This is a genomic window from Alcaligenes sp. 1735tsa3, assembly GCF_024134565.1.
GTDB lineage: Bacteria > Pseudomonadota > Gammaproteobacteria > Burkholderiales > Burkholderiaceae_B > Alcaligenes > Alcaligenes phenolicus.
Window position 1 is genome coordinate 3,044,481 of the sequence record NZ_CP099862.1, and the last position, 15,331, is coordinate 3,059,811.

General features: G+C 56.5%; 12 protein-coding genes. 6 read left to right on the forward strand and 6 right to left on the reverse strand.

Annotated features, from left to right (window positions below):
- Window positions 1–124 precede the first annotated feature (124 nt).
- The gene (locus NIZ92_RS14190; protein ID WP_254002131.1) at window positions 125–2,965 is read left to right on the forward strand and encodes a pitrilysin family protein; all 2,841 of its coding nucleotides are present in this window, start codon (window positions 125–127) and stop codon (window positions 2,963–2,965) included.
- A 115-nt stretch (window positions 2,966–3,080) separates the two neighbouring features.
- Here NIZ92_RS14190 and dnaJ read toward each other — a convergent pair whose 3' ends face one another.
- From dnaJ to hrcA, 5 genes are all read right to left on the reverse strand, one after another.
- Window positions 3,081–4,214: a molecular chaperone DnaJ gene (gene dnaJ / locus NIZ92_RS14195; protein ID WP_009459542.1), complete on the reverse strand. Its 1,134-nt coding sequence runs from the start codon at window positions 4,212–4,214 to the stop codon at window positions 3,081–3,083.
- A 102-nt stretch (window positions 4,215–4,316) separates the two neighbouring features.
- A complete protein-coding gene (dnaK, locus tag NIZ92_RS14200; RefSeq protein ID WP_035272098.1) occupies window positions 4,317–6,242 on the reverse strand; it encodes a molecular chaperone DnaK in 1,926 nt (641 codons plus the stop codon).
- Window positions 6,243–6,427: 185 nt separating this feature from the next.
- On the reverse strand, window positions 6,428–7,018 hold the full coding sequence (gene grpE, locus NIZ92_RS14205; protein WP_009459546.1) for a nucleotide exchange factor GrpE: 591 nt from the start codon (window positions 7,016–7,018) through the stop codon (window positions 6,428–6,430).
- Window positions 7,019–7,134: 116 nt separating this feature from the next.
- Window positions 7,135–8,220 (reverse strand): ferrochelatase, encoded by a 1,086-nt coding sequence (gene hemH / locus NIZ92_RS14210; RefSeq protein WP_254002132.1) that lies wholly within the window; start codon window positions 8,218–8,220, stop codon window positions 7,135–7,137.
- A 63-nt stretch (window positions 8,221–8,283) separates the two neighbouring features.
- A complete protein-coding gene (hrcA, locus tag NIZ92_RS14215; RefSeq protein ID WP_009459549.1) occupies window positions 8,284–9,297 on the reverse strand; it encodes a heat-inducible transcriptional repressor HrcA in 1,014 nt (337 codons plus the stop codon).
- A 127-nt stretch (window positions 9,298–9,424) separates the two neighbouring features.
- Here hrcA and NIZ92_RS14220 point away from each other — a divergent pair, with 127 nt between their 5' ends.
- Window positions 9,425–10,324 (forward strand): NAD kinase, encoded by a 900-nt coding sequence (locus tag NIZ92_RS14220; protein ID WP_254002133.1) that lies wholly within the window; start codon window positions 9,425–9,427, stop codon window positions 10,322–10,324.
- 6 nt (window positions 10,325–10,330) lie between these two features.
- Entirely contained in the window at window positions 10,331–11,980 is a 1,650-nt protein-coding gene (recN, locus tag NIZ92_RS14225) for a DNA repair protein RecN (RefSeq protein ID WP_254002134.1), read from the forward strand.
- Between the two features lie 175 nt (window positions 11,981–12,155).
- Here recN and fur read toward each other — a convergent pair whose 3' ends face one another.
- A complete protein-coding gene (gene fur / locus NIZ92_RS14230) occupies window positions 12,156–12,611 on the reverse strand; it encodes a ferric iron uptake transcriptional regulator (protein ID WP_035272094.1) in 456 nt (151 codons plus the stop codon).
- A gap of 146 nt (window positions 12,612–12,757) precedes the next feature.
- Here fur and NIZ92_RS14235 point away from each other — a divergent pair, with 146 nt between their 5' ends.
- From NIZ92_RS14235 to NIZ92_RS14245, 3 genes are all read left to right on the forward strand, one after another.
- On the forward strand, window positions 12,758–13,225 hold the full coding sequence (locus NIZ92_RS14235) for an outer membrane protein assembly factor BamE (RefSeq protein WP_226348990.1): 468 nt from the start codon (window positions 12,758–12,760) through the stop codon (window positions 13,223–13,225).
- 25 nt (window positions 13,226–13,250) lie between these two features.
- Window positions 13,251–14,042 (forward strand): 4-hydroxy-tetrahydrodipicolinate reductase, encoded by a 792-nt coding sequence (dapB, locus tag NIZ92_RS14240; protein WP_026483245.1) that lies wholly within the window; start codon window positions 13,251–13,253, stop codon window positions 14,040–14,042.
- Window positions 14,043–14,510: 468 nt separating this feature from the next.
- Entirely contained in the window at window positions 14,511–15,329 is an 819-nt protein-coding gene (locus NIZ92_RS14245) for a sterol desaturase family protein (RefSeq protein WP_009459555.1), read from the forward strand.
- Window positions 15,330–15,331 lie beyond the last annotated feature (2 nt).

Here is a 15,331-nt window from a genome sequence, read left to right on the forward strand (position 1 = left end):
TTTTTTTCGATGGTGCAGGACATTTGCAAGAGAAGTCGCCTACCCAGCCAAACGGCCCCATGCTACAAAAGACACTGGTCGGCTTGGCTGGCTTTTTCATCGCTAAAACCGTAAGGATGTGTTCATGAAACTCTCTGTACTGATTGCCGCCCTGCGCCTGCGCCATCTTGCAGGGGCTGCGCTGCTGTCCACTTCGCTGGCAGCCTATGCCCTACCCGCAGGTCTGGCCCAAGGCCCCTCTGTCGAAGGCGTCACTCAATACACGCTGGACAATGGCTTGCGCCTTGTTCTGGCCCCAGACGATTCCAAACCTACGACCACCGTCAACATGACCTACCTGGTCGGCTCGCGACACGAGAACTATGGGCAAACCGGCATGGCTCACCTTCTGGAGCATATGCTGTTTCGCGGCACCCCCACCTTGCGCAATGCGCTGGGAGAATTTTCCAAACGTGGTCTGGAAGCCAACGGCACCACCTCCAGCGACCGTACCAATTACTTTGCCAGCTTCGCCGCTGATCCCGAGACCCTGAAATGGTATCTGGACTGGCAAGCCGACGTGATGGTCAACGCTCTAATCGACAAGCAGGATCTGGAAGCGGAAATGCCCGTGGTACGCAATGAAATGGAAAGCGGTGAAAACAGCCCTTTCCGTGTTCTGATGCAAAAGCTGACAGCCGCTGCGTACCAATGGCATAGCTACGGCAAGACCACGATTGGCGCCCGCTCCGACGTCGAAAACGTGGATATTGAACAACTGCGCAAGTTCTACCACGACTACTATCAGCCCGATAATGCGGTGCTGTTTGTGACCGGGCAGTTCGACACCGATCAGACTCTGGAGCACATTGCCAAGGCCTTTGGCTCCATACCAAAACCGACTCGCACGCTGCGCCCCGAATACACGGTTGAACCCGTGCAAGACGGTACCCGCACAGTCACCTTGCGCCGTCACGGTGGTGCGCCCTTGATCATGTCGCTGTACCACCTGCCCAGCGCTGCCAGCCCGGAATACATGGACTTGAGCCTGGGGATCAGCGCCTTGGGCGACACGCCCAGCGGACAGTTGTACAAGAATCTGGTCAACAAGAACCTGGCCACCAGCGTATTCAGCTTTGATTCCGAAAGCCACGACCCAGGCTACGCCCTGTTTGGTGCGGAGCTGAAACCTGATATGGATCAGCAAAAGGCCTTGAAGGTCATGAATGACACGCTGGAAGGCCTGGCCAAATCCCCGTTGAAAGATACGGACCTGGAACGCATCCGCAGCCAGTGGATGACGGGCTGGACACAAACTTATGCCAACCCCTCCAGTCTGGCCAGCGCGTTATCCGAAGCCGCGGCCAGCGGCGACTGGCGTTTGTTTTTCCTGCAGCGCGACCGGGTCGAAGCTGCCAAGCTGCCCCAAGTTCAAAAGGCGCTGGAAACCTGGTTAGTCGCCAGCAACCGCAGCAATGGCTTGTACATCCCCACAGAAAAACCGCTGCGAGCTCCTGAAGCCAGCACCGTTGATGTGGCCAAGCTGGTCCAGGACTACACCGGCAAGGATGGCGGCAAAACGGTAGAAGCCTTTGATCCTAGCCCTGCCAACATCATGGCTCGCACCGATCTGCAGCCCTTGTCCTTGGGTAAGAATCTGGGCGAAGTGAAAATGGCCCTGCTGCCCAAGGGAACTCGCGCGGAACGCGTGGAGGCTCGCTTGTCCTTCAAGTTTGGTTCACCTGATCAGCTCAAGAACCAGACCGCTACCGCTGCTGCCGTCGCCAGCCTGCTGAGCACCGGTACCAAGAAACTGAACCGCGAACAGATTTCTGATCAGTTCACCGCCATGCAAACCCAGTTCAGCACCAGCGGCTCCAATGGTCGTCTGTACCTGAGCTTGTCCTCCAACCGCGAGAACCTGCCCAAAGCCATTGCTCTGGCGCTGGACGTGCTGCGCAACGCAAACTTCCCCGAGGACGAGCTGAAGAAATATCAGCAAGCCGTGGTCACCGATCTGAAATCGGCCAGCACTGAACCTGCTGCTTTGGCCAGCCAAGCGATTGAACGCTACACCAACCCATGGCCCAAAGACGATATCCGCTACACGCCCAGCTTTGAAGAAGGCATAGAGCGAGTCCAGGCGATTAACATCAAACAGGTGCGGGATTTCCATCAAAAATTCTACGGTACGGGTGATGTCGCCTTTAGCGCCGTGGGTGACTTTGACAAGGACGAGGTTCGCAAGGCGTTGGCCGATGGTTTGAAAGGCTGGCGCAAAGCCCCGACCTACCAGCGTCCGGACGATCCACTGCAGACCGTGGCTCCCAAGGTCTTTGACATCAACACGCCGGACAAGGCAAATGCCTTCTATCTGGCGGACCTGGGCCTGAAACTGCAAGACAGCGATGCGGACTTTCCAGCTGTCTACCTGGCAAACTACTTGCTGGGCCTATCTGAAACCTCGCGCTTGTGGAACCGTGTGCGCGTAGAGGATGGCTTGTCCTACAACGTACGCAGCCAGGTGGATGCGTCCAGCTATGAACCCAAGGGTTCGTGGACGGTCTATGCCATTCACGCTCCCAGCAATAGCGATAAGTTGAGCAAGACTATCGACGAGGTCCTGGCCCAAACACTGAAAGATGGCTTTAGCGAGCAAGAGGTCAAGGAAGGTGTGAATGCCTTGCTGAACTACCGCCGCTTGTCGCGCAGCCAGGACACCGTGGTCAGCAGTGCGTGGTTGAATTACCTGGACCTGGGCCGCAGCTTTGAATGGTCCGAGAAAATGGACCAGGATCTGCAAAAGCTCAATGCGGAGCAAGTCAATGCGGTTTTGCGCAAATACCTGAAACCCAAGGAAATGGTCGTAGCGATTGCCGCTGACCATGAGCGTCAAAAGCAAGGTGCCGCCACGCCAGCACCTGAAACCGCAGAACAGGCTCCGGTGACAGCGCCGGCTCCAGAGCCACTGGATGCCCAACCTTGATCAAGCCAGCAACCCCGCTTGCCTGAACTTTGAGCAGGCGTAAAAAAGCCCGGTACAAAAGTACCGGGCTTTTTACTTTCTACTTGGCGACTCCTTGCTGGAGCCCTGCCAGGATTCAGGAGAAGAAACCCTTCACCTTGTCCGTCCAGGATTCGCTTTTTGGCGAGTGCTTGACGCCACCATCGCTCAAGGCCTGTTCAAACTGACGCAGCAATTTCTTTTGCTCTTCGTTCAGACGTACAGGTGTCTCGATTTGAATGTGGCAGTACAAGTCACCGGGGTAGCTGGAACGCAAACCCTTGATACCCTTGCCACGCAAGCGGAAGGTCTTGCCCACTTGGGTGCCTTCAGGGATGGTGATTTCGCCACGCCCTGTCAGGGTAGGCACTTCCACCGTTCCGCCCAAGGCCGCCGTGGTAAAGGGGATGGTCAGTTCGCAATGCAGGTCCTCGCCATCACGCTGGAAAATACCGTGCGGCTTGATGCGGATTTCCACATACAAGTCACCGGCAGGACCACCGTTAACGCCAGGCTCACCATTGCCACTGGAGCGGATGCGCATGCCATCATCAATACCGGCTGGAATCTTGACCTGCAAAGTCTTGGTCTTCTTGACCTTGCCTTCGCCGTGACACACCACGCAGGGATCAGGAATTTCCTTGCCGCTACCGTGACAGGTCGGGCAGGTTTGCTGCATGCTGAAAATACCCTGCTGCATACGGACCGCGCCACTACCTTGGCAAGTGCGGCAAGTCTGTGCAGAGGTACCGGGCTTGGCACCCGAACCCGAGCAGGTTTCGCAGTTTTCCCAGCTTGGTACACGAATTTCAGTATCAAAACCGGCTGCTGCCTGCTCCAGGCTGATATCCAGCGAATAGCGCAAGTCCGCGCCACGGTAAACCTGAGGGCCACCGCCACGACGTCCGCCGCCACCACCAAAGATTTCGCCAAATATATCGCCAAAGGCGTCTGCAAATCCGGCCCCGCCCATGCCGCCACCCATACCGCCCATGCCGGCATTGGGATCGACTCCGGCATGACCATAGCGGTCATAGGCTTCGCGTTTCTGTTCGTCGGACAGGATCTCGTACGCTTCCTTGGCTTCCTTGAACTTTTCCTCGGCGTCCTTGCTATCCGGATTACGGTCAGGGTGGAACTTCATGGCCAGCTTGCGATACGCCTTGCGGATTTCATCCTGCGTCGCATTTTTGGCCACACCGAGAATTTCGTATAAATCGCGTTTTGCCATGTTTGATTAACGACGTCCAAACGCCGCTGTTTGAATAATAATGCCCGATCTCCAGCGTATGCCGCCAAAGATCGGGCCAGGGAACCTTATTCAGGCTCGCAATTACTGATCGCGTTTGACTTCTTTAAAGTCAGCGTCGACCACGTTCTCGTCGGCGGGCTGCTGGGCTGTGCCTTCAGCACCTTCCTGTGCTGCGGCTTGAGCCTGCATGTCGGCGTACATCTTCTCGCCCAGTTTCTGCGAGGCCACACCCAGTGCTTCCACCTTGGCGTCGATGGCTTCCTTATCGCCTTCTTTCAGAGTTTCCTCCAGATCAGCGATGGCCTTCTCGATGGCTTCTTTCTCTTCCGCTTCCAGCTTGTCGCCGTAGTCCGTCATGGACTTGCGGGTAGAGTGAATCAAAGCCTCGGCCTGGTTGCGTGCAACAGCCAGCTCAGCGATGCGGTGGTCTTCTGCTGCGTTGACCTCGGCATCTTTCACCATGCGCTCGATCTCCTCGTCGGACAAACCGGAGTTTGCCTTGATGGTGATCTTGTTCTCTTTGCCTGTGCCCTTGTCTTTGGCGGACACGTGCAAGATACCGTTGGCGTCGATGTCGAAGGTCACTTCAATCTGTGGCAGGCCACGTGCTGCTGGTGGAATGCCTTCCAGGTTGAACTCGCCCAGAGCCTTGTTACCGGCAGCGATTTCACGCTCGCCCTGGAACACCTTGATGGTCACAGCAGGCTGGTTATCGTCAGCCGTGGAGAACACTTGCGAGTGACGCGTAGGAATCGTGGTGTTCTTCTGGATCATCTTGGTCATGACGCCACCCAGGGTTTCAATACCCAGGGACAGAGGAGTCACGTCCAGCAACAAGACGTCAGTACGATCGCCGGACAACACGGAACCTTGAATGGCTGCACCAGCGGCAACAGCTTCGTCAGGGTTGATGTCTTTACGTGGGTCACGGCCAAAGAACTCTTTAACGCGCTCTTGCACCTTGGGCATACGGCTCATGCCGCCGACCAGGATCACGTCGTCGATTTCCGAAACCTTCACGCCAGCATCCTTGATGGCAACACGGCAAGGCTCGATCGTGCGTTCGATCAGGTCTTCAACCAGCGCTTCCAGCTTGGAGCGAGTGATCTTCAGGTTCAAGTGCTTGGGACCGGAAGCGTCTGCCGTGATGTAAGGCAGGTTGATTTCGGTCTGCTGCGTGGAAGACAGTTCGATCTTGGCTTTTTCAGCGGACTCTTTCAGGCGCTGCAAGGCCAGCACGTCTTTGGACAGATCAACGCCGCTTTCTTTCTTGAACTCGTCAATGATGTAGTCGATGATGCGCTTGTCAAAGTCTTCGCCGCCCAGGAAGGTGTCACCGTTGGTGGAGAGCACTTCGAATTGCTTCTCACCGTCGATGTCGGCGATTTCGATGATGGACACGTCAAACGTGCCGCCACCCAAGTCGTACACAGCGATCTTGCGATCACCCTTGTCAGCCTTGTCCAGACCGAAAGCCAAAGCTGCGGCGGTAGGCTCGTTGATGATGCGCTTGACTTCCAGACCGGCAATTCGGCCTGCGTCCTTGGTTGCCTGACGCTGGCTGTCGTTAAAGTAAGCAGGCACGGTAATCACGGCCTCGGTTACTTCTTCGCCCAGGTAGTCTTCGGCGGTTTTCTTCATTTTGCGCAAGATGTCGGCGGACACTTGCTGAGGTGCCATCTTCTTGCCTTGAGCTTCCACCCATGCGTCGCCATTGTCGGCGGCAGTGATGGTGTAAGGCACGTGCTCGATGTCTGTCTGAACTGCCTTTTCAGTGAACTTACGACCGATCAAGCGCTTGACAGCGAAGATAGTGTTGGTGGGGTTGGTGACCGCCTGGCGTTTGGCAGGAGCGCCAACCAGGATTTCGCCATCCTGCATGTAAGCCACGATGGAAGGGGTCGTACGACCGCCTTCGGCATTTTCGATAATACGAACCTGGTCGCCATCCAACACCGATACACAGCTATTGGTGGTTCCAAGGTCAATACCAATGATTTTGCCCATGATTTTTTACCTGACTAAAAGATTGATTGCGAAAGCAAATTATTTGATGAAATGCATATGGGGAACTCTGCGTGCATTTCAAGAGCAATGGCCTTATTTTTTTACTGTGCCAGCGGCTGATCCGAAAAAGCAGTCAAAAACGCCTTAATTCCGGACAGCCTGCGCGCACAGACAGGCTGGCTCTATTACTTGGGGGCCGACACCATCACCAAGGCCGGACGCAACACGCGATCCGAAATGGTGTAGCCCTTTTGCAGCAACTGAGCCACTGCGCCTTCTTCAAACTCCGAAGGCACGGCCGAAATGGCTTGGTGCAGGTGCGGATCAAACTTGTCACCGGCTTGGGGAGCCACTTCTTTCAGGTTGTTGCGCTCAAAAGCCTTGTTCAGTTGACGCAAGGTAGTTTCCACGCCTTCTTTCCAGGCGTCCGTGCTTTGCTCGGTCTGGGCCAGAGCCGCTTCCAGGCTGTCACGCACGGGAATCAGGCTTTCAGCAAAGGACTCGGTGCCGAACTTGCGGGCTTTAGAGACATCATCCTCCGCACGGCGGCGAATGTTTTCCACTTCGGCCTTGGCACGCAGCAGTTGGTCGTAGTACTGCGACACTTTTTCCTGGGCCTGGGCCAACTCGGTGGCCAGATCAGCCGAACTTTCTTCGGGCTGCTGAGCCAAAATCTCTGGCTGTTCGTGCTCGGGGGTGCCCTGTTGTGCCTGTTCAGGCGTGTTTTCCGTCACTTCCCCGTCCAGAGGCTTATTGGGATCGGCATGTGTAGCCATTCGATGTATCTCCACTACAGAATTCGTTGATCGCATAAAAATGGGGGCATCTGCCCCCAGTTCAAGACCCACCTGCATATTTTGCTGGCCAGTCCCTTGGAAAACGTCCAATACCGCTATCCGGCTGGCACCAGACGACTGGGCAACCAGCCTCCCAGATGCTGCACGGCCAGCCGTCCCAGACCCTCAATCCATTGCGGATCGTCATTCAGGCAAGGTATGTAATGGAACTCGCGGCCACCTTCTTCCAGGAAAGCGTCGCGGCATTCCACCTGGATTTCTTCCAGCGTCTCCAGACAATCGGCCAGAAAACCGGGGCAGACGGCATCCACACGCCCCACGCCCTGCTTGCCCCATTCGCGCAAGGTGGGCTCGGTATAGGGTTCCAGCCAGCGCTGCGCACCAAAGCGACTTTGAAATGCCATATGCACTTCTACAGCAGGCTCATCCAGCGCCGCACGCAAGGCATCCGCCGTTTCACGGCAGTCACGGTAATAAGGGTCGCCCAGCTCCACGCAGCGGCGCGGCAAGCCGTGAAAGCTCAATAGCAGACGCTCTGGCTTGCCATGTTCATCCCAGTAGCGGCGTATCTGTGCCGCCAGCGGGCCAATGTAGTCCGGGTGCGTATGGTAACGCTTGAGGAAGCGCAGCTCAGGTTGATTGCGCTGTTTTCCAAGGTGCTCCGCCACGCAATCCACCGCCGTAGCCGTGGTGCTGGCTGCATACTGCGGGTACAGGGGCAAGCTCAAGATTCGTTCGCAACCCGCTGCTTTCAATTTATCCAGACCACTGGCAATGGACGGGTTGCCATAACGCATACCCAGCTCCACCTTCACATCATGGCCTTGCGATTGCAGCAGCTCTTGCAGGCCATCGGCCTGTGCCTGGCTGTAGACCAGCAAGGGCGCGCCTTGTGGCAACCAGATATCCTTGTAACGCGGTGCCAGCTTGCTGGGGCGGCGAGGCAAGATGAACAGACGCAGAATAATCTGCCAGAGCGGCTGAGAGATTTCAATGACACGGGGATCTGACAGGAATTCCCCCAGGTAGCGGCGAATGGACGCAGCATCGGGCTGGTCCGGCGTGCCCAGATTGACCAGCAAAATACCGATGGGCCCGGCCTCGCGTACCGGAGCCTGATCATTGAACATATCGGCGTCCTGCGCTTCGGGCAAATAAGGAGAAGCAAACAACTTGGGCATGATGATTAGTACGTTAGACAGCCAGATTGCCTTCAGCCCAACAACAGACTGAAGGTCCAAACCTTAACTGGCAGAGTGATGGCTCAAGGCATTGGACAATAGCCGGGCCGTAATGTCCACGATAGGAATCACACGATCATACGCCATCCGCGATGGCCCAATCACACCCAGCGTCCCCACGACCTTGCCATCCACGCCATACGGCGCGGTAATGACGGACACATCATCCAAAGGTAAAAGCTGCGAATCTCCGCCTATATAAATTTGCACGCCATCGGCCTGACTGGAGACATCGAGCAAGTGCAGCAGATCGGTTTTCTTCTCGAACAAGGAAAACAGACGGCGCAAACGGTCCATGTCCGCCACCATCTCGGTCACGTTCAACAGCTTGCTTTCACCGGCGATGACCACCGCTTCTTCGCTATCGGGCTGATGGCTGCCCACATCCACCGCCTGTTGCATCAGGCGCGAAATGTCCGCCTGCAAGGAGCTGAGCTCCTGCGACAAGGCCAGCTTGACCGACTCGAAGGACATGCCCGAGAAATGCTGATTGAAAAAGTTGCTGGCCTCGACCAGCTCCTGCTCCAGATAGTCGCGCGGGACAAACAGGATGCGGTTTTGCACATCACCATCCGGCGTGACGATAATCAGCAACACCCGTTTGTCAGACAGGCGAATAAATTCAATCTGCCTGAAGGTCTGGGCTTTTTTCGGCGCCAGCACCACACCGGCAAACTGCGACAGATTCGACAGCAAGGAAGCGGCAGAACTGACCGCCCGGTTGGGCTCGTCAAAAGGCAGGTACTGGCTAAGGTTGCGTGCATCGGGCCGCTCGAAACGCTCGGCAGCCAGGAGGCGATCCACAAACAGGCGATAGCCTTTGGGCGTAGGAATGCGCCCCGCCGAGGTGTGGGGGCTATGAATCAGGCCCAGGCCTTCCAGCTCGGCCATCACATTACGAATCGTGGCCGGGGAAAAATCAAAAATGGTCGATAAGGTACGGGACCCTACCGGCTGACCATCGGCGATGTAACGCTCGATCAGCACCTTCAACAAGGCATTTGCTCTGTCATCCATGTCGCGTACGTCACTTAAAAACACCAGCTCTGCATGATAAAGGGGAGAATCTTACAGCCAAGCCTAGAGTGGCAACTCTATAATCCACTGATCGCCATTATTTCATCAATCATAAGGTTTTCGCCCCATGCATTTCAAAACGGTTGCCATTGTTGGCAGATACCAGGACTCCGGCTTGGATGCGCCCATCCGATCGCTGGCTAAAACCCTGGTCAACACTGGTTGCTCGGTGCTGCTTGAGGCCACAACCGCCCAGAATGCCGGTATTACCGGATTCCCCATCGGCGATTATGCCCAAATTGGCGAGCGCGCCGATCTGGCTATCGTGATGGGCGGGGATGGCACCATGATAGGCGCTGCGCGCGAATTAGCCCACAGCAAGGTTCCCCTGATCGGGATCAACCACGGCCGCCTGGGCTTCATTACCGACATTCCCCTGGATGACGCCAACGACGCCTTGCTGCGCGTGCTGAAAGGCGAATACGACATTGAAGAGCGCTCCATGCTGGAAGGCCGCGTGGTGCGTGACGGGCAAGTGCTGTATTCAGGTGTGGCCCTGAACGATGTGGTCATCAACCGTGCCGGGCGCGGCGGCATGATCGAGCTGCGTGTCGAGCTTGACGGCGTATTCATGTACCGCCAGCGCTCCGACGGCCTGATCATCTCCACCCCCACGGGCTCCACGGCCTATGCGCTGGCGGCTAGTGGTCCCTTGCTGCACCCTTCCCTGAAGGCATTTTTGCTGGTCCCCGTTGCTCCGCAAACCCTGTCGCACCGCCCTATCGTGCTACCCGACACAGGCACCCTGAACTTGACCATTACGGCCCTGGGCCGGGTGGAGTCGGGTGGCAGCGTGCACTTTGACATGCAAACCTGGTCGGACTGTCAGCAGGGAGACCGCATTGACGTGCGTCGCTCCCAGGACACCATTCGCTTTATCCATCCCAAGGGCTACAGCTTTTTTTCCACCCTGCGTCAGAAGCTGGGCTGGAATCACATCCCTTTGCCTAACGACGAAAACGAATAAACCCCTATGCTCCGTACCCTGCACGTTCGAGACTTTGTGATCGTGGATCAAGCCACGATTGATTTCGACTCCGGCTTCACGGTTTTTTCCGGAGAGACCGGCGCTGGTAAATCCATTCTGATTGACGCGCTCTCCCTGGTGCTGGGGGCACGCGGCGATGCCAAAGCCATCCGCGAGGGCTGTCCGCGCACTGAAGTCAGCGCGCACTTCGATTGTGAACAAGACATTCAAAGCTGGCTGAGCGAGCGTGACTTCGATGTCGCGGACGAGTTGATCTTGCGTCGACTGATCGACCAGCAAGGTCGCAACCGCAGCTACATCAATGGCAGCGCTGCAACCCTGACTCAATTGCGCGAGCTGGGTGAATTGCTGGTGGAGATTCACGGTCAGCACGCTCATCAAAGTCTGATGAACCCTCAAAGCCAATACGATCTGCTCGACAGCCAAGGCGGCCATTTACCCCTGGCGCGCCAAGTGGCGCAGTCCTGGCAGCAATTGAGCCAGGCACGCAAAGCCGTCGAACAGGCCAGTCAAAGTGCTGAGCAGGGCAAACGAGAGCAGGAGCGTCTGGAGTGGCAGATCAACGAGCTGTCCAGCCTGAATCTGCGTGCTGGTGAATGGGACCAGTTGCAACAAGAACACACCCGCCTGTCCCATGCCCAGGCCTTGATTGACGGCAGTGCCTTGGCCCTGACAGCTCTGGATGGCGAGGAAACCTCGGTACAGCAACTGCTGGGCAAAGCGAGCCACGAAATGAGCGCCCTGCTTCGTCATGACCCAGGCCTGCAAGCGATTGTGGACGCCTTGGAGTCGGCACAAATTGCCGTCACCGAAGCAGCTTCGGACTTGAACAGTTATCTAAGCGATATGGAGCTGGACCCCGAACGTCTGGCGCAGGCAGAAGAACGGGTTTCTGCCATTTTCAGTGCCGCACGCAAGCTGAAAGTGGAGCCCGAAGAACTGCCCAGCCTGCTGGAAACCTGGCAGGAACAGCTGGCACAGCTGCAACAGTCTTTTGATCTGGAAGCCTTGCAAGCCAAGGCTCAGCAGGCTGAAAAACAGTACCAGGAGCTAAGTAGCAAGCTAAGTGCCGCAAGACGCAAAACCAGTGTGCAACTGAGCAAACAAGTCAGCCAGGCGATGCAGTCCATGGCCATGCAAGGCGGTCGCTTCGAGGTCGCCCTGACCGCTTGCGCGCCCCAGGTTCACGGCGCAGAGCAGGTAGAGTTTCTGGTGGCTGGTCACGAAGGGGTAACACCACGTCCGCTGGCCAAGGTGGCCTCGGGTGGTGAGCTGGCCCGAATTTCCCTGGCACTGTCTGTTATCGCCAGCCAGGCAGCCCGCGTGCCTACCTTGATTTTTGACGAGGTGGATACGGGTGTCGGTGGCGCGGTGGCCGAAGTGGTGGGACGCTTGCTGCAAGAGTTGGGGGCACGTCATCAGGTCTTGTGTGTGACCCACCTGCCCCAAGTGGCCGCCTGCGGCAACCATCATTTGAAGGTCGAGAAAACGACCGAGCAAGGTCAGACCTTTTCCTCTATCCGTCCTTTGACGCAAGACGAACGCGTGGACGAAATCGCCCGCATGCTGGGTGGTCTGGAAATTACACAAACAACGCGTGAACATGCGCGGGAAATGCTGGCACGTCAGCGTTAAGCAATTTTGAAACGCAAGCTAAACCACCAGCGCCGAGGCAGCTGGTGGTTTTTTTGTATCCAATCGTGAGGCCCTGTGATCCGGATCTGATTGTTCTTTGAATTTTCAGGATGCCGCCCTGGCTATCCTGCCCCCAATCATCAGATCCCGCACCGGCGGACCCTCTACAAAGGGATTAACTGCGCAAGGTAGGCTTGGCCTGCTTGCCCGCTTCCGAGCACTTGGGGCAAATGCCGTACAGCAGCATGGTATGGCTCTCCAGCACAAAACCGTGGTCTTTGGCGACCTGGTGCTGGCGGGCTTCGATATTGCTGTCGGTAAACTCTTCCACAACGCCACAATTGGTGCAGATCAGGTGATCGTGGTGATCGCCATCATTCAGTTCAAAGACGGCTTTGCCGCCGTCAAACTGGCTGCGCACCAAAATGCCGGCTTGCTCGAACTGGGTCAACACACGGTAAACCGTGGCCAAACCAATATCGACTTCTTCGGCAATAAGCAGGCGGTATACGTCTTCAGCGCTCAGGTGGCGTTGACCGTCCTGGTCGGAGCGGCGAAAAATATCCAGAATCTTCAGGCGCGGAAAAGTCGCCTTAAGCCCCATGTTCTTCAGTTCATTTTGATCGTTCATGGCTAAATTATCGCATCTTGATGGGGATGGATCTCAAGTCCGTCCTGGTTGAAAACCAGCTCGTCTTGAGGCGGTTCAATGCGCAATTCATGCGCTTTTTCCTAAACCCTTATATGATAACGATTTTATTCCTACTGGGGCATTTCGTGCAGAAGAAGGCCAATTCATTCACTCCTGTCATCCGCGCCATACTCGCAGCCAGCCTGGCTGCCGCCGCCCTGAGCGCTTGCGGATCCTCTAAATGGGGCTTCCCATACCGCGCCGACATTCAGCAGGGGAACTGGATCACTGCCGAGCAAGTGGCCCGCCTGCAATCGGGGATGACACGCGAACAGGTTCGTTACCTGCTGGGTTCGCCCACCTTGCAGGACATTTTCCACGCCGACCGTTGGGACTACCCTTACCTGAACAAGCCTGGCTACGGCAAGAGCGAGCAGCGCACCTTTACCGTCTGGTTTGAAGGCGACACTCTGGTTCGCTGGGAAGGCGACGAGCAACCTGACCGCCAGCCCTTCGAGCGCAGCGACACAGGCAAGAAACACACCCCGCCCCCCGCTGATGCCGACCAAGCCGCCCCAACGCCCAGCGTGAGCGGCAACCAGCCCACGCTTTAAGCTTTACGTTAAGGACACAGGATACATGCGCATTGCCATTGCTGGCGCAGACGGCCGTATGGGCCGTATGCTGATTGAAGCTGTTTTGAACAGTACCGACCTGACACTGGCCGCGGCCTTGGACCACAGCGGCTCCAAAGCCATTGGTCAGGACGCAGGAGCCTTTCTGGGTAAAGACACAGGTATCAAAGTCACGGACGACCTGAACGCCCTGGCCCAGGCAGATTGCCTGATCGACTTCACCCGCCCTGAAGGCACCATGGCCCATCTGGACGCCTGCATGCAGCACGGCACCCGTCTGGTCATTGGCACTACCGGTTTTTCCGAAGCAGAGAAACAACAGATTCTGGCGGCTGGTCGCGAGATTGCCATTGTCTTCGCCCCGAACATGAGCGTAGGCGTCAATGCCACCCTGAAGTTGATTGAAATGGCGGCTGCCTTGCTGAACCAGGGCTACGACGCCGAGGTGTTTGAGGCCCACCACCGCAACAAGGTGGATGCGCCATCGGGGACAGCTCTGGCCATGGGCGAAGCCATTGCCAAAACCTGGGGTGAATCCCTGAATGATGTAGCCGACTGGGCCCGTCACGGCCACACCGGTGCCCGTCAGGATGGCCGCATTGGTTTCTCCGTCGTCCGTGGTGGCGATATTGTGGGCGACCACACCGTGTTTTTCTGCGGCGAAGGCGAGCGCATCGAAATCTCGCACCGCTCCAGCAGCCGTGCTGGCTATGCCAACGGCAGCCTGCGTGCAGCCCGTTTCCTGGGCGATAAAAACACTGGCCTGTACAACATGCAAGACGTGCTGGGCCTGTAAGTTCCTGACTTGCAAACGCTCTGACCAAAAGCCGGCTTTCGAGCCGGCTTTTTTTATCTTCGCTTAACAGAGCCTCCTCCTGTTGGCTACTTTCCGAAAGTGGCCACGCTGGATTGATCTGACCAGCACCTATCCCTTTGCCTTTGTCCCTACTCTTTACCTTGCTTTGTCCTTCACTCGTCCTTTCCTCTCCTGCTCCAGCCTTGATCCAGTGTGTCCCGTCCTGTCCCTTCCCAACTCGCCTCATCACAAAAAAGCAGCTCCAAGCTCGCCAGTAAAACGGCAAAACCAGCCCTGAGCCCAGCCTGAAAAACTGCTCCACCAAACGCTGTGGCGGGTTCTCCCCTTAAGTCGCCCCCTTGTCACATTCCCTCCCCCCTGTTTTCCCTGCTTGACGCAGAAAAAAATATCACTAATATGTTAGTTGGATATTCAAAGAATAAACCTTTTCCGCAGGAGACAACCGACATGATGAGCGAACGCCAACGCAAGTTCCGAGAGGACTACAAATCCAACATCAGCCCCGCCTACAACGGCATTGTTCACGTGGTAGTGACCTACATCGTGGGCTTGGCAGCGATTTACTACAGCATCACCCAGCTAGGCCCGGTAGGTTGGGAATGGCTGATTGTGATCCCCGTTTTTCTGGCGGGTAATTTTGTTGAATGGGCCATGCACCGTTATGTGATGCACCGACGCATCAACATCATTGGATTGCGGGAAATCTACGAACGCCACACCCGCCAGCATCACCAGTACTTCACCGACAACGAAGCCACAATTGATTCCAGCAAGGAGTTCCGGATTGTGTTTTTCCCCTGGCGCGTTCTGGCCACGTTGGGGGTAGGCGGCGGGATTCTGGGCTGGCTGGCCGCAACCATCATCAACCCCAATGCAGGCTATTTTGTATTCATGACCATGGTGGCGCAGTACCTGGTGTACGAGGCCTTTCACTACTGCTGTCATGTGCATGAGAACAGCTTTGTACGCAATATGCCCTTCATCAACACCATTCGCCGCCACCATACCGCCCACCACAATCAGGGCATCATGATGAAGTACAACATGAACCTGACGTTCCCGATCGCCGACTGGGCCATGGGCACTACGGATCTGCGTCGCGGTCTGCTTGGCCACCTGTTCAATGGCTACAGCGAAAAGCACGTCAAGGAAGAGCTCAAGCCCATTATTCGCCGTTTCCGTTTTGAAGATACTGGCGACACCACGGACGGCCCGGCCTTGAAAAAAGAAGAGGCCCACGCCCTTGAGCGTGGTCTGGCCAGCTAAGA